General features: G+C 67.5%; 21 protein-coding genes. 13 read left to right on the top strand and 8 right to left on the bottom strand.

The features are described 5' to 3' along the window. Positions 1–2: 2 nt before the first annotated feature. From Pme01_RS11480 to Pme01_RS11460, 5 genes are all read left to right on the top strand, one after another. Positions 3–1,994 (top strand): type I restriction-modification system subunit M, encoded by a 1,992-nt coding sequence (locus Pme01_RS11480; RefSeq protein ID WP_168115373.1) that lies wholly within the window; start codon positions 3–5, stop codon positions 1,992–1,994. Then, the gene (locus Pme01_RS11475) at positions 1,991–3,271 is read left to right on the top strand and encodes a restriction endonuclease subunit S (protein WP_168115374.1); all 1,281 of its coding nucleotides are present in this window, start codon (positions 1,991–1,993) and stop codon (positions 3,269–3,271) included. Before Pme01_RS11480 ends, Pme01_RS11475 begins: the two co-directional genes overlap by 4 nt. A 4-nt stretch (positions 3,272–3,275) precedes the next feature. Further along, complete coding sequence (locus Pme01_RS11470) at positions 3,276–6,467, top strand: type I restriction endonuclease subunit R (protein WP_168115375.1); 3,192 nt, start codon at positions 3,276–3,278, stop codon at positions 6,465–6,467. Positions 6,468–6,553: 86 nt separating this feature from the next. After that, positions 6,554–8,119: a serine/threonine-protein kinase gene (locus Pme01_RS11465; RefSeq protein WP_168115376.1), complete on the top strand. Its 1,566-nt coding sequence runs from the start codon at positions 6,554–6,556 to the stop codon at positions 8,117–8,119. Positions 8,120–8,551: 432 nt separating this feature from the next. Continuing rightward, positions 8,552–9,958 carry a helix-turn-helix domain-containing protein gene (locus Pme01_RS11460; protein ID WP_168115377.1) on the top strand — a complete coding sequence of 469 codons (1,407 nt, stop codon included), beginning with the start codon at positions 8,552–8,554 and terminating at the stop codon, positions 9,956–9,958. Between the two features lie 8 nt (positions 9,959–9,966). Here the strand turns inward: Pme01_RS11460 and Pme01_RS11455 are convergent, their stop codons facing one another. Both Pme01_RS11455 and Pme01_RS11450 read right to left on the bottom strand, forming a co-directional pair. Then, the gene (locus tag Pme01_RS11455; RefSeq protein WP_203935552.1) at positions 9,967–10,221 is read right to left on the bottom strand and encodes a hypothetical protein; all 255 of its coding nucleotides are present in this window, start codon (positions 10,219–10,221) and stop codon (positions 9,967–9,969) included. Between the two features lie 11 nt (positions 10,222–10,232). After that, the gene (locus Pme01_RS11450) at positions 10,233–10,481 is read right to left on the bottom strand and encodes a hypothetical protein (protein ID WP_168115379.1); all 249 of its coding nucleotides are present in this window, start codon (positions 10,479–10,481) and stop codon (positions 10,233–10,235) included. 149 nt (positions 10,482–10,630) lie between these two features. Between Pme01_RS11450 and Pme01_RS11445 the strand changes: the two genes are divergently transcribed. Continuing rightward, the gene (locus Pme01_RS11445) at positions 10,631–11,554 is read left to right on the top strand and encodes a helix-turn-helix domain-containing protein (RefSeq protein ID WP_168115380.1); all 924 of its coding nucleotides are present in this window, start codon (positions 10,631–10,633) and stop codon (positions 11,552–11,554) included. Beyond that, a complete protein-coding gene (locus tag Pme01_RS11440) occupies positions 11,502–11,705 on the top strand; it encodes a DUF397 domain-containing protein (protein ID WP_168115381.1) in 204 nt (67 codons plus the stop codon). The genes Pme01_RS11445 and Pme01_RS11440 overlap by 53 nt, the downstream gene beginning before the upstream one ends. A gap of 196 nt (positions 11,706–11,901) precedes the next feature. On the opposite strand, the gene Pme01_RS11435 is transcribed toward Pme01_RS11440, so the two are convergent. Both Pme01_RS11435 and Pme01_RS11430 read right to left on the bottom strand, forming a co-directional pair. Continuing rightward, the gene (locus Pme01_RS11435) at positions 11,902–12,414 is read right to left on the bottom strand and encodes a hypothetical protein (protein ID WP_168115382.1); all 513 of its coding nucleotides are present in this window, start codon (positions 12,412–12,414) and stop codon (positions 11,902–11,904) included. Positions 12,415–12,670: 256 nt separating this feature from the next. Next, on the bottom strand, positions 12,671–13,864 hold the full coding sequence (locus tag Pme01_RS11430) for an MFS transporter (RefSeq protein ID WP_168115383.1): 1,194 nt from the start codon (positions 13,862–13,864) through the stop codon (positions 12,671–12,673). A 191-nt stretch (positions 13,865–14,055) separates the two neighbouring features. Between Pme01_RS11430 and Pme01_RS11425 the strand changes: the two genes are divergently transcribed. Then, on the top strand, positions 14,056–14,442 hold the full coding sequence (locus Pme01_RS11425) for a Fur family transcriptional regulator (protein ID WP_205864082.1): 387 nt from the start codon (positions 14,056–14,058) through the stop codon (positions 14,440–14,442). A gap of 70 nt (positions 14,443–14,512) precedes the next feature. Continuing rightward, positions 14,513–16,726 (top strand): catalase/peroxidase HPI, encoded by a 2,214-nt coding sequence (katG, locus tag Pme01_RS11420; protein WP_203935551.1) that lies wholly within the window; start codon positions 14,513–14,515, stop codon positions 16,724–16,726. 89 nt (positions 16,727–16,815) lie between these two features. Here katG and Pme01_RS11415 read toward each other — a convergent pair whose 3' ends face one another. From Pme01_RS11415 to Pme01_RS11400, 4 genes are read right to left on the bottom strand one after another with little or no spacing between them, the layout of a single operon-like run. Further along, positions 16,816–18,294, bottom strand: a complete 1,479-nt coding sequence (locus Pme01_RS11415; RefSeq protein WP_168115385.1) for a mannitol dehydrogenase family protein — start codon at positions 18,292–18,294, stop codon at positions 16,816–16,818. A gap of 12 nt (positions 18,295–18,306) precedes the next feature. Then, a complete protein-coding gene (locus Pme01_RS11410; RefSeq protein ID WP_168115386.1) occupies positions 18,307–19,200 on the bottom strand; it encodes a carbohydrate ABC transporter permease in 894 nt (297 codons plus the stop codon). Continuing rightward, on the bottom strand, positions 19,197–20,198 hold the full coding sequence (locus Pme01_RS11405) for a carbohydrate ABC transporter permease (RefSeq protein ID WP_168115387.1): 1,002 nt from the start codon (positions 20,196–20,198) through the stop codon (positions 19,197–19,199). The genes Pme01_RS11410 and Pme01_RS11405 overlap by 4 nt, the downstream gene beginning before the upstream one ends. Positions 20,199–20,206: 8 nt before the next feature. Further along, positions 20,207–21,580 carry an ABC transporter substrate-binding protein gene (locus tag Pme01_RS11400; RefSeq protein ID WP_168115388.1) on the bottom strand — a complete coding sequence of 458 codons (1,374 nt, stop codon included), beginning with the start codon at positions 21,578–21,580 and terminating at the stop codon, positions 20,207–20,209. A gap of 156 nt (positions 21,581–21,736) precedes the next feature. Between Pme01_RS11400 and Pme01_RS11395 the strand changes: the two genes are divergently transcribed. From Pme01_RS11395 to Pme01_RS11380, 4 genes are all read left to right on the top strand, one after another. Beyond that, the gene (locus Pme01_RS11395; protein ID WP_168115389.1) at positions 21,737–22,690 is read left to right on the top strand and encodes a sugar-binding transcriptional regulator; all 954 of its coding nucleotides are present in this window, start codon (positions 21,737–21,739) and stop codon (positions 22,688–22,690) included. Positions 22,691–22,731: 41 nt separating this feature from the next. After that, positions 22,732–23,757, top strand: coding sequence for an NAD(P)-dependent alcohol dehydrogenase (locus tag Pme01_RS11390; RefSeq protein ID WP_168115390.1), 1,026 nt, complete (start codon positions 22,732–22,734; stop codon positions 23,755–23,757). Positions 23,758–24,266: 509 nt separating this feature from the next. Further along, positions 24,267–24,968, top strand: a complete 702-nt coding sequence (locus Pme01_RS11385) for a class I SAM-dependent methyltransferase (protein ID WP_373315483.1) — start codon at positions 24,267–24,269, stop codon at positions 24,966–24,968. 301 nt (positions 24,969–25,269) lie between these two features. Next, positions 25,270–25,473: a cold-shock protein gene (locus Pme01_RS11380; protein WP_168115391.1), complete on the top strand. Its 204-nt coding sequence runs from the start codon at positions 25,270–25,272 to the stop codon at positions 25,471–25,473. Positions 25,474–25,566: the final 93 nt, after the last annotated feature.

Genomic DNA, 25,566 nt, shown 5'->3' with positions numbered 1-25,566 from the left:
CGTTGAACCACAGCAAGCACACCGAACTGGCGAACCACGCCTGGTCGGTAGCCGACCTCCTGCGTGGCGACTACAAGCAGGCCGACTACGGCAAGGTGATCCTGCCGTTCACCGTGCTGCGCCGCCTGGAGTGCGTGCTCGCGCCGACCAAGGACAAGGTGCTGGCGGAGTACGAGCGACTGGCTGGCCAGAACATCGACGTTGCCCGGTTCCTGCGGCGCGCCTCCGGCCACAGCTTCTACAACACCAGCAAGTACACGTTGAAGGCGATCGCGGGTGACCCCAGCCAGGCAGCGAAGCACCTGCTCCCGTACATCGGCGCGTTCTCCGAGAACGCGCGCGAGGTACTGGAGAAGTACGACTTCGCCCAGCAGGTCAAGCGGCTCGACGGCGCGAACCTGCTGTATCGGGTGGTCGGCCGTTTCGCGGATCTCCCGTTGGCACCCGAGGTGGTCTCCAACCACCAGATGGGGTACGTCTTCGAGGAGCTGATCCGTCGCTTCGCGGAACAGTCCAACGAGACGGCGGGTGAGCACTTCACCCCTCGCGAGGTCATCGAGCTGATGGTGAACCTCCTCGTCGCTCCGGACGACGACGCGCTGAGTGTGCCGGGTGTGTCCCGTACGGTGATGGACCCGGCCTGCGGCACGGGCGGCATGCTCTCTGCCGCCGAGGAACACATCACCCGCCTCAACCCGGCCGCAACGGTCAAGGTCTTCGGTCAGGAGCTCAACCCAGAGTCCTGGGCGATCTGTCGTTCCGACATGATGATCAAGGGTCAGGACCCGGAGAACATCAAGTTCGGCAACTCCTTCAGCGACGACGGCCACCGCGGCGCCCACTTCGACTACCTCTTGGCCAACCCGCCCTTCGGTGTGGAGTGGAAGAAGGTCAAGGACGAGATCGAGCACGAGTACGAGACGCTTGGCGACAGCGGCCGGTTCGGCGCCGGCCTGCCCCGCATCAACGACGGGTCGCTGCTGTTCCTGCAGCACATGATCTCGAAGATGAAGCCGGTCGCCCCGGACGGCAAGGGTGGCAGCCGGATCGCGATCGTCTTCAACGGCTCGCCGCTGTTCACCGGTGCGGCCGACTCTGGAGAGTCGCGGATCCGGCAGTGGATCATCAAGAATAACTTGCTGGAAGGCATCGTCGCCCTGCCGGATCAGCTCTTCTACAACACCGGTATCTCCACGTACTTCTGGATCCTGACCAACCGCAAGGACAACGACCACGACGGCAAGGTCGTCCTGCTGGACGCCCGCGACTACTTCGCCAAGATGCGCAAGTCACTGGGGGACAAGCGCAAGTATCTGACCGCCGAACACATCTCCGAGATCACCCGGCTGTACGGGGAGGCGCTGGACGTCGCCCAGGACCCGGAGCACCCGCTGCACGGCAAGGTGAAGGTCTTCGCCAACGAGGACTTCGGGTATCGCCGGATCACCGTGGAGCGGCCGCTGAAGCTCCGCTTCGAGGTGACCGAAGAGACGTTGGGGCAGGTACGCGAGTCGAAGGCGATCCAGAAGGCGCTGGATGTCGACGCGCTGGAAGCTGCGTTGAAGCCGCTGCTGGGTCAGGTGTGGATGACGAAGCGGGCGGCGTGGGACGCGCTGCGTTCGGCGATGGCCGAGGCCGGTCTGGTCTGGCCATCCGGTGCTCCGTTCCAGAAGGCGCTGCGCGACGTCATCGGCGTCCGGGACCCCGAGGGCGAGGTGCAGCTCGTCAAGGGTGTTCCCGAACCCGACCCGGAGCTGCGCGACCTCGAGAACGTGCCGCTGAACGAGGATGTGGAGGAGTACCTGCGGCGTGAGGTGCTGCCGCATGTCTCGGATGCCTGGGTTGACTACGAGAAGACGAAGATCGGGTACGAGATTCCACTCACGCGATACTTCTACGTGTATCAACCCCCACGGTCGCTCGCCGAGATCGACGCGGAACTCAAGACACTAGAGGTCGAGATCCAGGCATTGTTGGGTGAGGTGACCGGATGACGATGACCTCTCAGTACCCTCGGTTGCCGCTTCGTCGTTTTATAGAGGAAATTGTCGACGGACCTTTTGGAAGCTCTTTAACAAGCAGTCATTACTCTGACGACGGGGCGAGGGTCATTCGGCTCGGCAATATCGGTTCTGCGCATTTCCGAGGCGCCGACGCTGCGTATATTCCCTTGGAATACTTCGAAGAGTTGCGACGTCATCAAGCGAGGCCTGGCGATCTCGTCATAGCGGGGCTCGGCGATGAACGCCATCCAGTGGGGCGTGCCTGTATTGTTCCCAGTGATATTGGCCCAGCAATTGTTAAGGCAGACTGCTTCCGTGCGCGGCTAGATGAGCGCCGCCTTACTCACCGGTTCGCTGCATGGGCGCTCAGTTCATCATTGGTTGCCGACCAAGTATCCACGCTGACTCGTGGATCGACGCGCGCCCGAATCAACCTTGAGGTGGCTCGTGAGATTCAGCTTCCGGTCCCACCGCTGGAGGAGCAGCGCCGCATCGCCGACTTCCTCGACGCCGAGACTGCTCACGTTGACCTTCTGGTAAGGGCTCGTAGTTCGCAGCGAGCCTTACTTGAACTACGTCGCTGGTCCTACTTTCAAGACGCTCTCGATAACGTCCCTGCAGGGCAAATTCCATTGCGCCGGGTACTGCGTTCCATTATTGATGGTCCCTTCGGAAGTGCCTTCTCGAGTGCAGACTATATCGACGAAGGGGCGGAAGGGGCGAAGGTGATCCGCCTAGGGAACATTGGTTTCGCAGAGTATAGGCATCAGGATCAGGCCAAAATTTCACTCGACATGTTTGCGAAATTTCGGCCGTATGAAGTTCGTGAAGGAGATTTGCTTATCGCGGGCCTCGGTGATGCGCGAAACCATGCAGGTCGGTGCTGTGTGGCGCCGGATCTGGGTCCAGCGATTGTCAAGGGAAAATGCTTCCGTGCTCGGTTGGAACCGTCTGTGGCGGATGCGGGCTTTGTTGCGTTACTGCTGTCATCGCCATTAGGGGCGGGGGCGATGGAGGGTAGGGGTTCCACGCGGGCGATGATCAATCTCGAGATCGTCAAATCGGCGGTCTTGCCCATTCCGGCGCTGAGCGTTCAACGTTCAGTGGCGCGGGCGACCTACAAGGGCTGGGAGAAGATGCGGGCAGCGATTGATGCATGCGATCGCCAGCTCGACCTCTTGGCAGAGCGTCGTCAAGCCCTGATCACCGCGGCCGTCACCGGCCAGATCGACGTCTCTACCGCCAGCGGCCGAGGAATCGAGGACTGACCACATGAGCCCCATCCACCACGAGTCCGTCTTCGGTGACGCGATCGTCGCCTCCCTCCTGGCCAACGGGTGGGAGCTCGGCAACAACACCGACTACCGAGCCGACCTCGGCATCGACACCGCGCAGCTATTCACCTTCATCGGTGCCACTCAGGCCGACGAGTGGGAGGAGCTGGTCACCTTCTACGGTGGCGACCGGGACGCCGCGCAGCACGGCTTCGCCAAGCGGCTCGACCAGGCGATCACGACCGACGGCCTGCTCGACGTGCTCCGCAAGGGCGTCAAGGACCACGGTGTTCGCATCCGCGTCGCGTACTTCAAGCCGTCCTTTGTGGAGTCCGACGACATCCTCACCGAATACCGGAAGAACCGCCTCACGGTCGTCAAGGAGTTGGCGTACGCCACCAAGCAGTCCGACTGGGGTAACCGGCTCGACCTCACCTTGTTCCTCAACGGCATCCCGGTCGCCACGGCCGAGCTGAAGAACCCGCTCACCGGCCAGGGGGTGGAGCACGCCAAGGAGCAGTACCGCACCGACCGCGACCCGTCCGAGCTGATCTTCTCCCGTCGGGTCATCGCCAACTTCGCGGTCGATCCGGACCTGGTCTTCGTCACCACCCAGCTTCGCGGCGCGAAGACCCGGTTCCTGCCGTTCAACACCGGCTCGGAAGGTCCGGGTAAGCCGGGAGGCAAGGGAAACCCGCCGGCCGGCGCTTTCGGTGCCTATGCCACCTCGTACCTGTGGGAAGAGGTCTGGCAGTGGGACAACTGGCTGGATCTGCTGGAGCGGTTCGTCCACCTCCAGAAGGAGAAGGGCGCCGACGGGCGTACCCGCAAGAGTCTGATCTTCCCGCGCTACCACCAGTGGCACGCCGTGAAGAAGCTGACCGCCCATGCGGCCCGGCACGGCGCCGGTCACAACTACCTCATCATGGCCTCGGCCGGCTCCGGCAAGTCGAACACCATCGCCTGGCTCGCCCATCGCCTGTCGTCACTGCACACGTCCACCGACCCGGCCGAGCTCGACCCGGATGCGGTCAAGGCCGGTCTCAGGTCGGGATCTCCGGTCTTCGACAAGGTCATCATCATCACCGACCGGCGGAACCTGGACTCGCAGTTGCGGGACACGGTCGGCAGCTTCGAGCAGACCGCCGGGCTGGTCGTGAAGATCGACGAGAAGCAGGGGGCGAAGTCCGAGCAGCTTGCGAAGGCGCTCTCCCAGGAGACCGGGAAGATCGTCACCGTCACGTTGCACACCTTCCCGGCCCTGGTGGACTACCTCAAGCGCAACCCCACCGAGATCCAGGGCAGCAAATTCGCGATCATCGTGGACGAGGCCCACTCCTCGCAGTCCGGCGACGCGGCCACCTCCGTCCGCGCCGTGCTGCGGGATCTGGGCCTGGACTCGGACTCCGACGACCCGGGGGCCACCAGCGCCGCCGCGCCGAAAGACACCGCGCCGAAGGACACCGAGGCGAAGCTGACGGCCAACGCCAAGAAGCGGCAGCGGAGCGCGAACCTGTCCTACTTCGCCTTCACTGCTACGCCCAAGCACAAGACACTGGAGCTGTTCGGCACACTCGACGAGACCGGCACCTACCGGCCGTTCCACACCTATTCGATGCGGCAGGCCATCGAAGAGGGCTTCATCCTCGACCCGCTGCGCAACTACGTCACGTACAACACGTACTGGAAGCTGGTCAACGAGAACCCGGACGAGCGCGAGGTCGATCCCTCGAAGGCGAACTCCCTGCTCGCCCGCTACGCGCTGACCCACGACTCCACGGTCGCCCAGCACGCGCAGATCGTCGTCGAGCACTTCCGGGCCCACACCGCCGGCCGGCTCGGCGGCCGGGCCAAGGCCATGGTGGTCACCGCCTCCCGGCACAGCGCGGTGCAGATGGCCCGTTCGATCAAGAAGTACATCAAGGACCTGGGCTATCCGGACCCCGGTGTCCTGGTGGCCTTCTCCGGCACCCTCACCTACGACGGCGAGGAGACGACCGAGTCCAAGGAGAACGGCGGCCTGCCGGAGAGCGCCCTGCCGAAGGCGTTCGCCTACACCCGCGCGGACGACAAGGCGGCCCAGGCCGGTGCCGCCGGCCAGAGGGAGTACCGGATCCTGGTCGTCGCGGAGAAGTACCAGACCGGCTTCGACCAGCCGCTGCTCACCACCATGTACGTCAACAAGAAGCTGGCCGGCATCTCCGCCGTGCAGACCCTGTCCCGGCTCAACCGCACCGCGGAGCGCAAGAGCCAGTCCGACCTGGCCGTGCTGGACTTCGTCAACGACGCGGAGGACATCAAGGACGCGTTCCGGCCGTACTTCGAGGAGGCGGCCACCCTCCCGTCCGATCCCAACCTGCTCTACACGGCACAGAGCAAGGTCATGTCGCCGGCCCTGCTCGTAGAGGCGGAGATGCAGGCCTTTGTCGAGGCGTACCTGGCGGCCGAGGAGCAGGCCGCCGGCAATGTGGCCAAGTGGGAGAAGCTGCACGCCGAGCTGTACCAGCACCTCGGTCCGGCGGTCGCCCGCTTCAGCGCGCTGCTCGACAGCGACGACGAGGACGACCAGGAAACCGCCGAAGCCTTCCGCGCTGACCTGAACGACTATGTACGCAAGTACAGCTTCCTCTCCCAGATCGTCCCCTACACCGATTCCGACCTGGAGCGTCTGTACCTCTACGGCCGGCACCTGCTCAACCGGCTGCCGCGACGGCAGGATGGTGGGGTGGACATCGGTGAGATCGACCTGAGTCACATGCGGGTGGAGAAGACCGGCGAGCATGACGTCAGCCTGGTCGCCGAGGGGCCGACGTTGATGAAGGGCTTCGGTGACGGCTCGGGTGGCGCCAAGGAGCCGGAGAAGTCCCTGCTGTCGGAGCTCATCGAGAAGTTCAACGAGAAGTACGGCACGGACTTCACCGAGCAGGACGTCATCAAGCCCTTCGAGGAGGCGATCGCCGACCCGAAGGTGCGTCTGGCGGCCGTGGCCAACGACGAGGAGAACTTCGGTCACGTCTTCGACCCCGTGTTCGAGGACAAGATGATGGACCACTTCGACACCATCGCCGACCTCGGGCAGAAGTACTTCGACCCGGAGAAGAACTTCCGCAGTTCCCTCAACCGCAGCGCCCGCAGTGCCGCGTGGCGGATGATCCGGCGCCAGGAAGGCGTGGTGGACGACGCCGCTTGAGATGGAGGCAGGCAGCTCTGGACGATTGATCTCCTCGGCGGGGACACTGGTCCATCGACAGGGCAGCCCACGTGAAGGCGGGGACAGTGCAGGCAGGGCCGATCGCCGGCCGGTACGAGCTGGTCGAGCAGCTCGACTCGGGAGGTATGGGACGCGTCTGGCGCGGGTACGACGGGGTGCTCGACCGCGAGGTCGCCGTCAAGCTCATCCGCTCCGATGTGGTCTCCACTCCCGAGCAGGCCGAGGAGTTCGCCAAGCGCTTCCGCCGGGAGGCCCGCGTCCTCGCCCGCATCCAGCACCACGGCGTGCCGCAGGTCTACGACGCCGTGCTCGACCGCTCGTACGACCGGGTGTACCTGGTGATGGAGCTTGTCCGGGGCACCTCGCTGCGCGCCTTCATCAACCCCGAACAGCCGTTGCCCGTCACGTGGGCCGCCGCCGTCGCCGCCCAGATCTGCACCGTCCTCTCCCACGCCCACGCGGTCCCCGTCGTCCACCGGGATCTCAAGCCCGACAACGTCCTGGTGTCCGAGAGTGGCGCGGTCAAGCTCCTCGACTTCGGCATCGCCTCCATCCTGCGCACCGACGTCACCCGGCTCACCGTCACCGGCAGCCCCATGGGCACCAGTCGGTACATGCCGCCGGAGCAGATCCAGGGCGTGCAGATCACACCCCGCAGCGACCTGTACGCCCTGGGCTGCGTGCTGCATGAACTCCTCAGCGGGCAACCCGTGTTCGAGGGCGGTAATGATTTCCGGCTCATGCACCAGCACGTCTACGAAGCGCCGCGTCCTCTGAGTGAACTGCGCTCCGACGTGCCCGCCGCGCTGGAAGAGCTGGTACTCGAGCTGCTCGCCAAGGTGCCCGAGAAGCGGCCGGCCGATGCCTACGAGGTGTACGAGCGACTGCTGCCCTTCCTGCCGCTGCCCGGGGCTGACGCGGCGGTGACCGAGCGGGGACCGGTCGGGATGCCCGACCCCACGCTCCTGTACCGCCGGCCGAACTCGCCGCGTCCCCGGCCTGAGACCCCGCCCGTGTCGAGGCCCGTCGCCCCGACCGTCAGGCCGGCAGCGGTCGTTGACGCCGAACTACGGGACGCGATCAAGGCGGCGGTGTCGCAGTCCGACGAGTTGCTGAACGACGAGCGTTTCGCCCAGGCGGCGGAGGTCCTCCAGAAGGTGATCGACCCGGCAGCCGCTGCGCTCGGCGCCGAGAGCCCCCGCGTGCTGGGGCTGCGTTCGCGTCGTGCGGCCATCCTCGTCCTCGGCGGGGACTTCCGCCGGGCCCTGCCGGAGTTCGACGCCCTCGCCGCGGCCTACGCGCGTACGGCAGGTCCGGCCAGTCCGGATGCCCTGGACTGCCTCCGGGAGGCGGCCTACTGTCGGGCCGAGCTCGGCCAGGCCACGGCGGCCCTGCGTCAGTTCGAGCAGGTGCTGGCCCAGGTGCGCGCCGCCGACGGGGACGCCAGCCCCACGGCCCTGGATCTGCGCCGCAACATCGGCATGCTGCTGCTCTCCGAGGGCAAGGCCTCGGAGGCGGTAGCCGAGTTGCAGCCGCTGTACGACGATCTCTGCGTCGTCTACGGCCCGCAGCATGAGGACAGTCAGGAAGTCGCTGATGTGCTGGCCCGCCTCCGGCTTGCCGGCGGATGATCCGTACTGGGGTAGCCGACCCGGCTTCGACCAAGCGTGACGGTGGAATCAGGCTGAGCCCTGATTCGATATCGGGTAGCTGTGCGGGCGCTCCCCGTTCAGTCTCCCGGTTCTTTCCTCCGCCGCGAACGATGGGGCGACCGGCGCCTCAGCGCGGTCCGAGCAATCGCCACTGCGGTAACAGCCTGGGCCAGGCCTACACACAGACCGATCAGCTGGCTGACGAGGGAAAGCGGATCGGGTCCTGATGCGTGCCACATCGTTGCTCCTCCGGTGGACCGTTGGCTCTGATCCCATGAACGGGTGCGGTGACGGCAGCCGGAAGGCGATCGGTGGATCGCACACACGACATGCAGGTTCTGCACGTGAATTGCGGAATTCACGTGCGCCGGCCTTACCGTGGGCGTAGGCCTAATCCCCGCGGAGCCAACGATGGGTGTCGACCACACGACGCCGGGGCGGGTGCGCGCCCGTGATCGTGCCAGTGGCCCTGGAGCAGGGGCGATACTGCGCCAGGTACGTGTCGCGCGTGGCCTCACCCAGGCCGAGCTCGGAGCCCTCTGCGGGTACTCCGCCTCGCAGATCTCCCGGCTGGAGAGCGGCCGGCAACCGTTGACCGATGTGGACGTCCTCCGGCGCTTCGCCGGGGTATTGGGGATACCTCCGCACCTGTTCGGTCTCGCGCCCGATCGTTATGCGACGGGCAGCCCGCATTACTTCGAATTGGGCGGGCAGGGCTTTATGGTGGGCGCTGAGGTGAGCCAAGGAGGCGGTGAAAGCTCGGTGCGACGGCGGGACCTGCTGATCGGTATGAGCGGTGCCGTCGCGCTGTCCGCGATTCCATGGCAGCCGGCCTCGGCGGCCGGCCCGAGCGAGCCTGCTGATCTCCTGGTCTCCCGGCTCGCCGAGTTGCTCCTGCGCGATCGGATGCCGACCGCCGACCCGGTTCCGCTCGCTCGTCTGCAAGCCGCGCTCAGCGCGGTCAAGGACGATTTTCAAGCCTGCCGGTACTCGTCGCTGGCGGCACAGCTACCGCGGCTGGTGATCGCCGCCGCCAGTACGGCCGATCATGTCGATGGCGACGACAGACTCGCGGTGCAGGAAGCGCTGGCGGAGACGTACAACGTCGTTGCCCATGCCTGCGTGAAGTTCGACGCCGGGGGGATCGACTGGATCAGTGCGGAGCGCGCCATGGCGGCGGCGCGCGCCAGCGGTAGCGTCCTCGCCGAGGCGGAGTCGACACGGACACTGTCCATGCTCGCCCGCAGAGCGGGGCATCACACCCAGGCGCTGACGAGGGCGGTGACCTTCGCTGATCGACTGCATGTCGAGGGCGCGACGCCGGCGCCGGAGGCGTTGTCCGTACGCGGCATTCTGTTGACCAATGCCGGATATACCGCTGCGAAAGCGGGGGATCGCACGACCGCACGGGATCTCTTTGCTGAGGCCGGTGCGATTGCCCGGCAGTTGGGCCGGGACCGCAACGACAGGTGGACCGCGTTCGGTCCCACCAACGTCACGCTCTTCCAGATCAGTGCGGCGTCCGCCCTGGGCGACTTCGGTACCGCGATCGATCTCGCCGCGAGCGTCCCCACGGGTTCGATCCGATTGCCGGAACGGCAGGCACGCTATTGGGTGGACGTCGCCCGGGCGTACTGCCGGTGGGACAAGCCGGCGGAGTGCTACCGGGCACTGCTCACCGCTGAGCGGCTCGCGCCGGAAGAGGTACGTGCCCGGCCGGTGGTGCGTGGTCTGGTCCGGTCGCTCCTTTCGTCTCCCGGCCAGCGGAGCATGCCTGAGCTGCGCGAACTTGCGGGTCGGGTACGTGTCGAGCCGTAAACACCGGATCATCCGTCGCCGACCGGCTCGACGTACGGCCGTACCAGTTCGGGATCCGGGATGGCTTGTTTCTCCGCCAGTGCCCACTGGCTGAAGTGGTCAACCATTCCCCGGCTGTGCTGGAGCTGGTCGCAGGGCCATACCCGGCCGCAGGACCGGCAGCACCCGGTGCCATCGATCTGGTGCTGCGCGACCACCCGCTCGTGGTACGCGACCTGGGCCGCCGCGTAGCGCGCGAAGGCGACGACCTGGGACTCGTACACGCCCATCCCGGTCAGTGCCCGTCCGTCACGCCTGGATCCGTCGGCCCGGGCTTCTCGTTGATCATCGCCCAGGCGTAGAGCATGTCCAGGCAGGGCCACGCCTTGCCGCAGCCGGTGCAGACCTGCCGGGCGACGGTACGTGGCCGGTGAACGGCGAGCAGTCGGCGCGCCGTCGTCATGTCTGCTTCGGACGCCATTGCGCTGAACGGCACCGTGAACGGCCGCTGCTGATGATCGGGCCTGTGGTCGTCGTCGTCCACCGTCGACTCCTCTTTGGACCGTCGTGAACCCGGCGTCAGCGTTGCATCAGCGTTCGTCGGCCGTCAATCTTATGTCGTAAGTTTTCTCATCATGCTTGTCTCTGCAATCGGCATCGATAAGACTTGGTGCATCTGAGGGGAGCGGTGCGATGCCGAAGCCGATCGGGCCCACGATTCCGCGCTGGCAGCTCGGTGAGCAGCTCGCCCGCATGCGTGAAGCGGCCGGCGTCTCCCAGGCGGAGATCGCCGACCGGCTCGGCTGCTCGGTCAGCAAGGTGCAGAAGATCGAAGCCGGTGACGTCGGGATCGTGCGCGCCGAGTTGCTTCTCATGCTCGACGTGTACGGCGTGAGCGACGCGGAAACGCGCGAGTCGTTCATGGAACTGCAGCGACTCGGTAAGCAGCGCGGCTGGTGGTCGACGTTCGGCCAGGTACCGGCGCCGTTCGCGACGTTCCTCGGCTTGGAGAGCGCGGCGACGAGTATCAGGATTTTCGAGCCGATGATCGTGCATGGACTCCTGCAAACCGAGGACTACGCACGAGCCATCGCCGAGACCTGGGACGGCGGCCTGCTGACCGATGAAGAGGTCGAGCGCCAGGTAAAGATCAAGCTGGAACGGCAGCGCAGGGTGCTCGATGATGAGCCACCGGAACTGTGGGTGATACTCGACGAGTCCGTGCTGCGTCGCGAGGTCGGCGGTAAGGCAGTCATGGCAGCGCAGCTCAAGCACTTGGCGGCAATGACCAAACGGCTGACGTTGCAGGTTGTGCCGCTCTCACATGGCGGCTACCCGGGTGTCCGCGGTGCACTGACGATCTTCGAGTTCGACGACCGCATGCACTCGCCAGTCGCCTACGTCGAGGGGCAGGCCGGCAACCTGTACATGGAGAAAGACGACGATCTTCGCCGGTGTACGCTGGCCTACAACCACATGACGGCGGCCGCGTTCAGCAGGCAGGAGTCGACCCGGTTGATCACGGCCGTCGCCCGCCAGTACGCCGACGCCGCCGGAGAGCACCGTGACACCCGATCTGTCCCGCGCCGCGTGGCGCAAGAGCACGAAGTCCGGTAACAACGGCGGATGTGTCGAGGTCGCCTTCCTGGACGACGGCGTCGCGGTTCGCGACACCAAGGACCGCACCGGGCCGGTTCTGGTCTTTACTAATCACGAGTGGGACGCGTTCCTCGACGGTGTAAGCAAGGGCGAGTTCAACCTTCCCTGAGCATGGGCTTAGCTCAGCATTTCCCGCACGATGGCGTCGATCTCCATGGCGGCAGGATGTGCGGCCAGGGCCGCGCGGACCTGCCGCCGGAGCGTCACGAAGTTCGCGTGGACGTCCAGGTCCAGCCCTTCAATCAGGCTCGCCTGCTGCCGTCCGAGGTCGGCAAGGCGACGAGCGCCGACATCGCGCTATGCCGTCAGTCCGCCGGGTTGAAGGTACGGCCGTCCAGAGTGTTGATCAGATCGTCGTCGCGGGTCATCTCGAGGCCGCGTTCCCGCAGCGCCGCGACGAGTTCAGCCTCGGCGGCGAGGGGAATCTCCAGGTAGTCGCCGTTGAAGACGGTGTCCGCGTTCGTGCCGAATCGGGTTTGGAGGTCCTTGGGCAGGAGGGTGAGTCCGCGGCTCGTCACCATCTTGGGCCAGTTGCCGTCGGCTACAGCGCCGAGCTCATTGATGTCGAAGGGTTCGGCATCGTCGTGCTCGTCCAGCTCCACGTACTCGGGACCGGCCGGGTTCCAGGTGTGGCGGACGGCAACACTACGAGCTTCGCCCCAGGTGCGCGCGGAGGCGATCGCGACGATTTCGTTCGCCTCCTCGGCGGCGGTTTCGGCGTCAGCGAAGGCAAGGCAGTCGTGGGCCTGGGCGTGGCCGTACACAAGTTTGCGTGCTGGCTGGGGTTCGGGCACGCGGGAGGAAGCGGTGCTGATCATGTCGCAGATTGTGCGTGATCGACCATAACCGCTGGGCTGCAGGGGTGAGGGGTCTGGCAAGCAGAGTCTTCCGTTGGTGCGCTGATCATCAGTCAGCTCGGCCGTAAGACCGACACGCCGCTGGCGGTGGTCGTACCCTACGACCTGCCGGCCCTGACCGCCGCCCTCACGATCGTCTGACCTCCACCAGGAATTTTCAGCCACCGGGTCCTGATGAAGCCTGCCAGTCTCGGCCCCGTTGTCGGCTGGCGGCGCACTACCCGCCGACGACGGGACGAACCCCACGCGCGTCCCCGGCAGCCACGGCTCGGGGACGGAACGAGCGGGCCAGCACGACGATGCCGACGGCGAGCACGGCCGGCACGAGGAACGCCGCCCGCAAGCCCCGGCTCTGGGCCACCAGGCCGATGAGGGCCGCCCCCACCACGAAGCCGACGTAGTTGAACAGGTTGACCCGGGCCACCGCGATCCCGGTCCCGCCCGGATCCAGTTGACCCGCCACCGAGAACGACTGCGGTACGACAACGCACAGGCCCAGACCGAGCACGGCGAACCCCGCGATGCCCACTGCCGGGCTCCTCGCCACGACCACGACCAGGAGGCCGAGCACGCCGACGGCGCCGCCGATGGAGACCGCGCGTACGGGACCGTGGCGGGCGACGAGGCGATCGGCGAACGCTCGTCCGACGACCATGCAGGTCTGGTACGCGGCGAGCCCCAGCGCCGCGACGCCCTGGCTGCTGTGCAGACCGGTGTGCAGGTACACCGCGCTCCAGTTGGAGGTCGCCGAGTCGGCGATGTACATGAGCATCATCGCGGTGCCGACGGCGACGATCGGCGCCCACGGGATCCGCGTGACGGCGTTGTCGCGGACCGGGCTGACCTCCTCGGCCGGGCGCAGCAGGCGGGGCCCGGCAGCCAGGGCGATCGCGGCCCCGAGGAGCGCGACCGCGCCCAGGGCGGACCCCAGCGCCCAGCGCCAGTGGGCGGTCACGGCGGTCGCGAGCGCGCCGGCGATTGCCCCTGCGCTCCAGACGCCGTGGAACGAGGCGAGCACCGGGCGGCCGTACCGGCGCTGGACGGCGACCCCTTGCATGTTCATGGCGGCGTCGACCAGGCCGAGGAACAGCCCGACCGCGGCCAGATCGAGGTACAGCGTGGTCCGGGAGGCGACCAGGCCGGTGCCGACGATCGAGGCGCACACGCCGAGACCACCGACCCGGAGCACGATCGCGCTTCCGAAACGGGTGGCCAGCAGTCCCGCGAGGACGCTGCCGACACCGGCCACCACCGGAACAGCGAGCAGGACCAGCGAGAGTTGCCCCTCGGAGAAGCCGAACTTCTCCTGCAGCGCGGGGACCCGCGTCAGGAGCGCTGCGAAGCACATCCCCTGGACGAAGTAAACGCCGGCCACCCCGGTGCGCGCGAGACGGTCCCGAGAACCGACCATGACCGCCTCCTGACGTGGAGATGTTTCGCGTCGGGATGTGAGCATCAAGGAACGACGCTCCGAGCGCAATGGATGATCGGCAGCCGCCCGACAGCAGTATCGTCCGGTTGACCGGCCGCACCTGATACTTGATTGGTTCCAGAAGATGGGGAAGACTTCGGAGTGTGCCAACGACCTCGGACTTTGAGGGGATGTTGCGCGGGGCTGCTCTGCGTGTGACGCGTCCCCGGGTCGCGGTGCTGTCCGCAGTGCACGACCATCCGCACGCCGAGACGGAGTCGATCATCAGCGTCGTGCGCGAGGACCTCGGTGAGGTGTCCCACCAGGCCGTCTACGACGTGCTGCGCGCGTTGACCGCTGCGGGTCTGGTGCGGCGTATCCAGCCGGCGGGCTCCGTGGCGCGCTACGAGGCGCGGGTCGGGGACAACCACCACCACGTCGTCTGCCGGTCGTGCGGCGCGATCGCCGACGTCGACGGTGCGGTCGGACCCGCACCCTGCCTGACGGCCGCCGACGACGCGGGCTACCGGATCGACGAAGCCGAGGTCATCTACTGGGGTCGGTGCCCGCTGTGTTGATCGCGGACAGAGCAACACAGCTTTGATCAGCCAGCCATCAGAAGAACGGTAAGACGAGAGAAGGACCAACGTGTCTGACAAGAAGGACGCCACCGAGAGCGTCAGCGAAAGCGAGAACCCGGCAATCCCCGCGCCCACTGCCAAGGCGACGCGACCCAGGACGAACCGGGACTGGTGGCCGAACCAGCCGGACTTCTCGGTTCTGCATCAGCACTCGCCCCGGTCCAACCCGATGGGCGAGGACTTCGACTACGCGGAGGAGTTCAAGACCCTCGACGTCGACGCGCTGAGGCGCGACATCTTCGAGGTGATGACGACGTCGCAGGACTGGTGGCCGGCCGACTACGGCCACTACGGGCCGCTGTTCATCCGGATGAGCTGGCACGCGGCCGGCACGTACCGCATCGCCGACGGTCGCGGCGGCGGCGGCAGCGGCTCGCAGCGCTTCGCGCCGCTCAACAGCTGGCCGGACAACGCGAGCCTGGACAAGGCGCGCCGGCTGCTCTGGCCGATCAAGCAGAAGTACGGCCGCAAGATCTCCTGGGCCGATCTGCTGGTCTTCGCCGGCAACTGTGCGTACGAGTCGATGGGTTTCAAGACCTTCGGCTTCGGCTTCGGGCGGGAGGACATCTGGGAGCCCGAGGAGATCTTCTGGGGGCCCGAGGACACCTGGCTCGGCGACGAGCGCTACAGCGGCGACCGGGAACTCGCCGGTCCGCTCGGCGCCGTCCAGATGGGCCTCATCTACGTGAACCCTGAGGGGCCGGCCGGTCACCCGGATGCGCTGGCCTCCGCCCGGGACATCCGGGAGACCTTCGGCCGCATGGCGATGAACGACGAGGAGACGGTTGCCCTCATCGTCGGCGGCCACACGGTCGGCAAGGCGCACGGTGCGGTCAAGCCCGAGTACCTCGGTGCGGAGCCCGAGGGCGCCCCGATCGAGCAGCAGGGCCTGGGCTGGAAGAACACCTACGGCAGCGGCAAGGGCGCCGACGCGCTCACCAGCGGCCTGGAGGGCGCCTGGACCAACGAGCCGATCAAGTGGGACAACGGCTTCCTGGACAACCTGTTCAGGTACGACTGGGAGCTGACGGAGAGCCCCGCCGGCGCCAAGCAGTGGACGCCCAAGAATGCCGAGGCGCAGGGCACGGTGCCGGACGCCCACGACCCGTCGAAGCGGCACGCGCCGATGATGCTCACGTCCGACCTCGCGCTGAAGGTGGACCCGATCTACGGGCCGATCGCGAAGCGCTTCTACGAGAACCCGGACCAACTCGCCGAGGCGTTCGCCAAGGCGTGGTACAAGCTGCTGCACCGCGACATGGGCCCCGTCTCGCGGTACCTCGGTCCGTGGATTCCGGAGCCCCAGCTGTGGCAGGACCCGGTGCCCGCGGTAGACCACGAACTGGTCACCGGCGAGGACGTGGCTGCGCTGAAGGCCAAGGTCCTCCAGTCCGGATTGTCGATCTCCCAGCTGGTCTCCACGGCCTGGGCGTCGGCGGCGAGCTTCCGCAGCACCGACAAGCGAGGCGGGGCCAACGGTGCGCGGATCCGCCTCACGCCGCAGAAGGACTGGGAGGTCAACAACCCGGCCGAGCTGGCCACCGTGCTGGGGAAGCTCGAGCAGATCCAGCAGGACTTCAACGGCGCACAGACCGGCGGGAAAAAGATCTCGCTCGCCGACCTGATCGTCCTGGGCGGCTGCGCGGCGGTCGAGCAGGCGGCGAAGAACGCGGGGTACGACATCACGGTCCCGTTCGCGCCGGGGCGTACGGACGCGTCACAGGAGCAGACCGACGTGAACTCGTTCGCCGTGCTCGAGCCCAGGGCGGACGGGTTCCGCAACTACCTGCGGGCCGGGGAGAAGCTGTCACCGGAGACCCTGCTGGTGGACCGGGCCTACATGCTGGACCTGAGCGCCCCCGAGATGACGGTTCTGGTGGGCGGCATGCGGGCCCTGAACGCCAACGTCGGGCAAGCCCGGCACGGCGTCTTCACCGACCGGCCCGAGACGTTGACCAACGACTTCTTCGTGAACCTGCTCGGCATGGGCGTGGAGTGGACGGCATCCGCCTCGGCCGAGAACGTGTACGAGGGCCGGGATCGCGTCACCGGAGAGGTCAAGTGGACGGCCACCGCCGTCGACCTCGTCTTCGGCTCGAACTCCCAACTCCGAGCCATCTCGGAGGTCTACGCGTGCGGCGACTCGAAGGAGAAGTTTGTACGTGACTTCGTGGCCGCGTGGGACAAGGTCATGAACCTCGATCGGTTCGACCTCGCCTGATCGGAGATGTCCAGGTCGGCCGCTTACCGGCCGACCTGGACATCTGCCGGGGGTGTCGCGCCAAGCCCGGTTCCGGGCACGTCCGACGGTCACCTCGTGACGAGCTCCTCGAGGGTCGCGCGAGCGCCCTTGTCGTGCAGCGACCCGAGCGCCGACCGGTACGCCGTGACGAAGCGTTCGTTGTCGACGAGATCCCCGAACACCTCCCGGTTGGCGACGAAGGCGAGCGGGTCCTCCCACTGGCGCCGCGCGTTGGCCATCAGGACGTCCTTCAGCCGGTCGACCACCTCGATGGGCCGGCCTTCCTCGTCCACTCCTTCGGCGTACCGGGCCCAGCTCGCGACCACGGCGGCCGACCGGTGGATCTCCCCGCCGCCTGTGAGGTTGTGGCGGATCACCGGCAGCAGCCACTTCGGGATGCGGTCGGAACTCTCCGCGCACAGCCGCGCGACGGTGTCGCGTACCCCGGCGTTGGAGAAGCGGGCGATCAGGTTGTGCTTGTACCCGTCGAGGTCGATGCCGGGCACCGGCTCCAGCGTCGGCGTCGCCTCCCGGTCCATGTAGTCCAGGAGGAACTCCGCGAACAGCCGGTCCTGGCACACCTCGTGCACCAGCCGGTACCCGGCCAGGTAGCCGAAGTAGCAGAGGGCCTGGTGGCTGGCGTTGAGTAGGCGAAGCTTCATCAGCTCGTACGGCTCGACGTCCGCGACGAGCTGTACGCCCACGTCCTCCAGCGGCGGGCGTCCGACGTTGAAGCGGTCCTCCAGGACCCACTGGGTGAACGGCTCGCACACGACGGGCCACCGGTCGTCGATCTGGAACTGCCGGCGGACCTCGGCGATGTCGTCGGAGGTGGTCACCGGGGTGATGCGGTCCACCATGCTGTTGGGGAACCGCACCTCCCGCGCGATCCATTCCCCGAGCTCGGGGTCGCGCAGCTTGGCGTACGTGACGAAGCTGCGCTTCGCGGCGTCGCCGTTGCCCTGGATGTTGTCGCACGACATGATCGTGAACGGTGGAAGGCCGCGGTCACGGCGGCGCGCGAGCGCCTCGGTGATCAGCCCGAAGGTGGTCCGGGGGGACGCGCCGGGCTGGAGGTCGTGCCCGACGTCCGGGTTGGTCGCGTCGAACTCCCCGGTGACGGCGTTGACGTTGTAGCCGCCCTCGGTGACCGTCAACGACACGATCCGGGTCTGTTCGTCGGCCATCTTCTCGACAACCGCCTCCGGATCGTCGGGCGCGAACAGGTACTCGCGGATCGAACCGACCACCCGGGCCTGCATCGTGCCGTCGGGTGCCTTGACCACCAGGGTGTACAGCCCGTCCTGCGCGTCGAGCACCTCCTTCATGCGCCGGTCGGCCGGCATCACGCCGACCCCGCAGATCGCCCAGTCCAGGGCCTTGCCCTCGTCCATCAGGCGGTCGAGGTACATGGCCTGGTGGGCGCGGTGAAACCCTCCGACTCCGAAGTGGACGATCCCGGTACGGAGCCGGCCGCGGTCATAGGCCGGTACCGGAACGCGGTCCCGCAGCGCAGGCAGGGTTTCGGTGTTCAGCGGCGTCGGCATGGCGTCCTCCTGTTACTTGACGGCACCGAGGGACAGACCCTGCACCAGCTTGTCCTGCGCGGCGAATCCCGCGATCAGTACGGGCAGGGACACGGCCACGGCCGCGGCGCACACCTTGGCGAGGAACAGCCCTTGGCTGGTGACGAAGCCGGTGAGGTACACCGGGGCGGTCTGCGCCACCGTGCCGGTCAGTACCCGGGCGAACAGCAGCTCGTTCCAGCTGAAGATGAAGCAGATCAGCGAGGTCGCGGCGATGCCGGGCATGACGACCGGCGCGACGACCGACTGAAGCGTACGGGTCAGGCCGGCGCCGTCCATCGACGCCGCCTCCAGCATCTCCACCGGTACCTCGGCCAGGAACGAACGCATCATCCACACCGCGATCGGCAGGTTCATCGAGGTGTAGAAGAGGACGAGCAGCCAGATGTTGTCCAGCAGTCCGACGCTCTGGGCGAACAGGTAGATCGGCAGCAGGCCGGCGACGACCGGCAGCATCTTCGTGGACAGGAAGAAGAACAGCACGTCGGTCCACTTGCGCACCGGTTTGATGGACAGCGCGTATGCGGCCGGGATCGACAGCAGCAGTACCAGGATCGTGGAGGTGACGCTGGCGGTGAGTGAGTTGGCCAGCGACGGCCACGGTGTCGTACCGGCGCCCGCGCCGAAGAAGTCACGGTACCCCTGCAGGGTCGGCGGAGCCGCGATCGACGGCGGGTTGGTGGCCGCGGCGGGCTCGCTGTGCAGGGAGGTGAGCGCCATCCACAGCACCGGCAGGACGAAGAGGACGCCGACGACCCAGGCGAGCAGGGTCAGTACGAGCCCGGAAGGGCTGCGCCGCTTCTCGCGCGGCGCCCCGGCCGCCGTGCGGGTCGCCGGGACGGGTGCGGTATCGGTGATCGAGGTCATCGCGAACTCTCCTCCCGGAACAGCGTCGACACGGTGCGCAGCGCGAAGGTCGCGATGACGATCGTGCCGATCACGACCACGACGGCCGCGGCCGACGCCCGGCCGTAGTCGTGGGCGTTGTAGAAGATCTGGTAGATCGTGTACGGCAGGTTGGCCGTGCCGAGTCCGCCCGAGGTGATGGTGAAGACGTGGTCGAAGTTCTGCACCACGTAGATCGAGCCGAGCAGGCCTCCCAGCTCGAGGTACCGGCGCAGGTGCGGGAAGGTCATGTAGCGGAAGATCTCCCAGCCGCTCGCGCCGTCGATCCGGGCGGCCTCGATGACGTCCAGGGGACGGCTCTGCAGGCCGGCCAGCAGGATCAGCATCATGAACGGGGTCCACTGCCAGATCAGGGCCGCGATGACCGCGCCGAGCGGCATCGAGCTGATCCAGTCCGGCTGCGGCGGCCGGTCGGCGCCGAACAGGTGCCAGATCCAGGTGAGGGCGCCGTTGAGGAGTCCGTACTCGGGGTTGTAGAGGGCGTGCTTCCACACCAGCGCGGCGGCCACCGGGACGATGAGGAACGGCGCGATCAACATGGTCCGCACCGCGCCCCGGCCGCGGAACTTCCGGTCGAGCAGCAGCGCGATCAGCATGCCGAGCAGCAGGCTGATGAGCACGACGGCCGCGGTGAGGATGATCGTCGTGATCACGGCGTTGCGCAGGTTGATGTCGGTGAAGACCCGGCGGAAGTTGGCGAAGCCGGCGAAGCCGCGCTCATCGGGGTAGTACGCGTTCCAGTCCATGAACGAGATGACCAACGTCGCCACGAACGGCAGTTGGGTCACGACGATCATGAAAATCAGCGCGGGCAGCAACGGCGCCCGGCGGGCCCAGTCGCCGCTTCGCCGCAGCGGGCCCGACACGCGCGCGCTCTGGGCGGCCCGGCTCCGGTCGCGGGAGGTATCGACAGCGGCGCTCGTGGCCGCACCCCGCGGAGGCTCGGTTGGCTCACTCATGTCGACCTCTACTTCTTCTTCTCACGGGCCTGGTACCGCTCGGCGACGTCGCCGGCCAGGGCCTGCCCGTGGTCGAGCGCGGCGTCCACGCTCATCCGGCCCGCGATCGCGGAGCTCACGTCCAGCGACACCTGAGTGGCCAGGTCGGTGAACTCCGGAATGTCGACGAACTGGATGCCGATCGCCGGTCGCGGTTGCACGCCGGGATTACGCGGATCGGCGCTCTCGATGGCCTGGCGAGTGGGCTGGGCAAACGCGCCCGCCTCCGTCAGGTACTCGGGGTTGGAGTAGGTCGACGCGCGTTTGCCCGCCGGGACCTTCGACCAGCCGAGCTGGCTGCCGACCAGTTCCTCGTACTGCTTGCTGGACGCCCAGGAGATGAACTTCCAGGCGTCGTCCTTCTTCCTGCTCGCCTGCTCGATGCTCCAGGACCACGCGTACAGCCAGCCGGAGCTCGGGGTCTTGACGACCGGGGCCGCGACGTAGCCCATCTTGCCCTTGACCGGGGAGTCGGCCGCCTCCAGCGAGCCGGCGGCCGACGTCGCGTCGTACCACATCGCCGTGTTGCCCTGGACGGTGTTGTTGAGGCACTCGGTGAAGCCGGACTGCGACGCCCCGGCCTCGCCGTGCGCGCGGACCAGGTCGACGTAGAACCTGGTGGCCTCCTTGAACTCCCGGGCGTTGACCTTCGGGGTCCAGTCCTTGGAGAACCACGTGCCGCCGAAGGTGTTCACGACGGTGGTGAGCGGAGCGAAGACCTGGCCCCAGCCGGGCTGCCCGCGCAGGCAGATGCCGCGCATGCCGGGCTGCGCGTTGTCGACGCGGGCGGCGATGTCGGCGACCTGCTGCCAGGTCGGCCTGTCCGGCATGGTGATGCCCTTCGACGCCAGCACGTCCTTGCGGTACATCAGGAATGACGACTCGCCGTAGAACGGCTCTCCGTAGATCTTGCCGTCGTCGGCGGTGAGCGACTGCGTCATCGGCTTGAGGATGTCGTCCTGGTCGAACTGGGGATCGGCCTTGATGTAGGCGTCCAGTGGCGCGATCCATTTACTGCGGGCGTAGATCGGAATCTCGAAGTTGCTCAGCGACGCGACGTCGTACTGGCCCGCCTGGCTGGAGAACTCCTGACTGATCTTGTCACGGACGTCGTTCTCCGGCAGCACGGTGAAGTTGACCGTGATGCCGGTCTGTCTGGTGAAGTTGGCCGCGGTCAACCGCTGGAGGTCGACCATCTGCGGGTTGTTGACCATCAGGACGTTGATGCTGCCCTTCCCGCCACCGCCGACCCCGCCGCCCCATCCGGCGCAGCCGGTGGCCGACAGCGCGATCACCGTGACGGCGACCGCCAATCGAGGAGTTACTGCCTGCCATCGAGCCATTACTGCCTCCTGGTGTCGGGCAGCCATCCATCCGCCCGAATGCGCAAATGAGCGGGCTTGAACTCATCTGTAGTCTGGTAGTCGCCAAGGATCGGAGTCAACGGCCCTGCGACAGTTGTGGGTTGACATGCTCGTATGAGCGGCGGGGGAGGGGTGATGTCGGCAGGATTTCCCGGCGGCCCGGCCGAGCTGGTTCTCACCGCCTCCGTCGCCCGCCGGTACTACCTGGACGGCAAGTCCAAAGTGGAGATAGCTGACGAGTTCAGTCTCAGCCGGTTCAAGGTGGCCCGGCTCATCCAGACCGCGCTGACGGCCGGCATCGTGCGCATCGAGATCGGGTACCCGGGGACGATCGACGTCGAGCTCTCCGGCCGCCTGCAGACCAGGTACGGACTCCGGCACGCGGTTGTGGTCGACACGCTCGAGGAAGACGCCGTCTCCCTCCACCGGAACCTGGGCGAGGCCGCGGCCGACCTGCTGACCGAGATCGTCACGCCGGACGACGTGCTCGGGCTGGCCTGGGCCCGATCGGTGGCCGCCATGACCGTCGCCCTCACCCGGCTGGCTCCCGTCCCGATCGTCCAACTCACCGGCGCCCTGGCCCGCGCCGAGACCGACGACAGCTCCATCGACCTGGTCCGCGCCGCGGCCCGGGTGTCCGGCGGCCCGGCGCACTTCTTCCACGCCCCCCTGGTCGTGCCGAACGCCGCGACCGCGCGCGCCATGCGCAAGCAGCCGGAGATCGCGCGGGCCTTCGGCCTGTTCGGCTCGGTGACCAAGGCCGTCGTCGGGGTCGGGCGGTGGGCTGCCGGACAGTCGACGATCTACGACGCCGCCGAGGAACGGGACCGGAAGCTGATGAGACGCCTCGGTACCTGTGCCGAAATCTCCGGCGTCACCATCAACGCCGAGGGCCAGCCGGTCCACGCCGGGCTCTCGGAGCGCATGATCGGCATCAGTGCCCCGGAGCTACGGGCGATCCCCGAGGTCATCGCCATCGCGTACGGCGTGGCCAAAGCCCCGGCCGCCCGCGCGGTGTTGCGCAGCGGGCTCGTCAGCGGGTTGGTCACGCACACCACGCTCGCCACCGCGCTGCTCGCCGACGACTGAGGCGCCGCCCACGCACCGTCGGCGGCGAGAAGGGAGATGTCGTGAACGACAACCGCGCAGCCGTCCTGCACGGCGTGAACGACCTGCGCATCGAGGCCCGACCGACGCCCCGGCCGGGGCCGGGCGAACTACTGGTCGAGGTCCGCTCCGTCGGGGTGTGTGGCTCCGACGTGCACTACTACCAGCACGGCCGCATCGGCCGCTACGTCGTGGAGCAGCCGCTGGTGCTCGGCCACGAGGCGTCGGGCGTGGTGGTCGCGGCCGGACCCGGAGCCGACGCGAGCCGCGTCGGCGAACGAGTGGCGATCGAGCCCGGCATCCCCTGTGGACGCTGCACCCGGTGCCGCACCGGCCACTACAACCTCTGCCCGGACGTCCGCTTCTTCGCCACCCCGCCGATCGACGGGGCGTTCGCCCGGTACGTGGCGATCAACCAGGACTTCGCGTACCCGGTACCGGACACGCTCGACGACGACGAGGCCGCCCTGATCGAACCGCTGTCGGTGGGCCTGTGGGCCTCGTGGCGGGCCGGGATACGCGGCGGTGAACGGGTCCTGGTGACCGGGGCCGGACCGATCGGCCTGGTCGCGGTCCAGGTGGCGCGCGCCCTCGGTGCGGCCGAGGTCATCGTGACCGACCTGAACCGCCGCCGGCTCGGGCTCGCCGCCGACCTCGGCGCCACCTCGGTCATCGACCTGACCCGGGAGTCCGTCCCCGCCGACCTCGGCGCGGACATCCTGCTGGAATGCTCGGGCGCGCCGCAGGCGCTGGTCGACGGCATCAGGGCGCTCGCCGCGGCCGGTACCGCCGTGGCCGTGGGCATGGGGCCCGCCGCGGACGCCGTGGTGCCGCTGCAACTGATCCAGAATCGGGAGATCGTGCTGACCGGCACGTTCCGGTACGCCAATACCTACCCGAAGGCAATCGCGCTCGCCGCCGCCGGTCGGATCCAACTCCGCTCGCTGGTGACCGGGCGGTACGACCTCGACCACACCGAGGAGGCGCTCACCGCCGGTTCGTCCGACCCGTCCGCGGTCAAGGCCGTCGTACACCCCCAGCAGCGCTGATGACCGCAGCGCGGGACACGTGCCCCAGGCACAGCCGAATCGTCCGTTCCACCGTCATGAGCAACATCGTGACATCCGGGGCCACTGCCTGCGACGACGCCATCGCGTACGAGGACAGAGCCGACCCGGGGGCGAGGGCGGTGAGGTCGGGCCCCGCAGCACAGGGCAGCGTTGCGGGGCCCGAGCACCGTGGCGCTGTACAGCGCCGCCCGGGCCACAGCGGGCCCGGGAGCATGACTCAGATCGAGCGGACGGCCTCGCTGAAACCGTCGGCCTGGATCCCGGTGTGGTGCACGGACAGGTCCGGCCCGTAGCCGAGCAGGGAAAGCACCACGAACAAGAAACTGTTTCATCCATGTTACACGTTTCCTGGTAACGCCTCCGGCGGGCCGCGACCCTCGTCCTGACCGCGACCCGGATGGGGCACGGGGCGCTCGCCGACCTGAGCGCCGGGGGTTGACCTCAACCAATTACCGACGAGTTCGTGGCTCGTACCTCATGCTGGGCGAGTGATCAGTCAAACGGAACGTGTTCCTGCCGGCGTCGAAGGCGCCGTACTCGACTCCTTCGTGGAGTCCGGCGTAGCCGGCCCCGACGGGCTGCGCCTTGCGGAGGTGCCCTTCGTGCCCGGGGTTCGTCTGCACCTCGCCGAGGACGCCATCGTCTTACGGGCGAGGCTGGAGGCGAAGGCGGGCGGGGCGTTGCCGTCGCCGTTCTGGGCCGATGCCTGGATCGGTGGTCAGGCCGTCGCGCGGTACGTCCTGGACCACCCCGAGGTGGTCGCCGGCAGGCGGGTGCTCGACGTGGCTTCGGGCTCTGGTCTGGTCGCGATCGCCGCCGCCGTGGCCGGTGCGGCCGTGGTCACCGCCAACGACGTCGACCCGTACGCGCTCGCCGCGATCAGGTTGAACGCCGGGGCCAACGGCGTCGCCGTCGGCGTCAGGCCAGGCGATCTGCTCGACGGTGACGGTGACGGGGCCGAGGTGGTGCTCGCCGGAGACGTCTTCTACAGCCGGTCCATGGCCGAGCGGATGCTGCGATTCCTGGAACGCGCCGCGGCGAGGGGCGCCCGCGTCCTGGTGGGTGATCCCGGACGGGCCTACCTTCCCCACGACCGACTGGAGGTCGTGGCCAGCTACCAGGTGTCGATGATGGGCGCTCCCGAGGACGCGGAGATCAGGCAGGCCCACGTGCTTCAACCGTCTCGCTGAGGAGCCGGGAGACGCGACTACCGGTCCATTTGCCACCACAAACGGGCTCCATGTCGACCGGCCGACTGCCCTGGACGGACGAGCCGCCGGTTGCTCGAACGGGCACTATGGGGGGCGCATCCCTGCCGATCCCCTGGATCCTTGCTAGAGTGATCGAGCTTTTTGGGTATGTGGTTCGCCTTATCCCAGCCGGCTGGCAAGTCGCGAGTGCGTGGTCAGCGGGTTGGGCGATGTGGGGCCTCAAGACCAAGGGCTTCCGGATCTGCGCCCGCAGGTCCTCGCCTGATAAGGGAGATTGGCAATGGCACAGGGCACCGTGAAGTGGTTCAACGCCGACAAGGGCTTCGGTTTCATCAGCCAGGACGGCGGTGGCGACGACGTGTTCGTTCACTTCTCGGCCATCCAGTCCAGCGGTTACCGGTCGCTGGAGGAGAACCAGCGGGTCGAGTTCGAGATCACGCAGGGTCAGAAGGGCCCGCAGGCCGAGCAGGTCCGCCCTATCTGATAGCAGCTGGCGTGTGCCGCCACTGACACGCGTGGCGGCACACCGATGAACGCCGGGCCGATCGGCCCGGAAAACCAGCCTGTGTCGATCCCC

Source organism: Planosporangium mesophilum (assembly GCF_016863255.1).
Classification (GTDB): Bacteria; Actinomycetota; Actinomycetes; order Mycobacteriales; family Micromonosporaceae; genus Planosporangium; species Planosporangium mesophilum.
The sequence above is the reverse complement of the archived record's forward strand: the minus strand, read 5'-3'. Positions and strand labels throughout refer to the sequence as shown.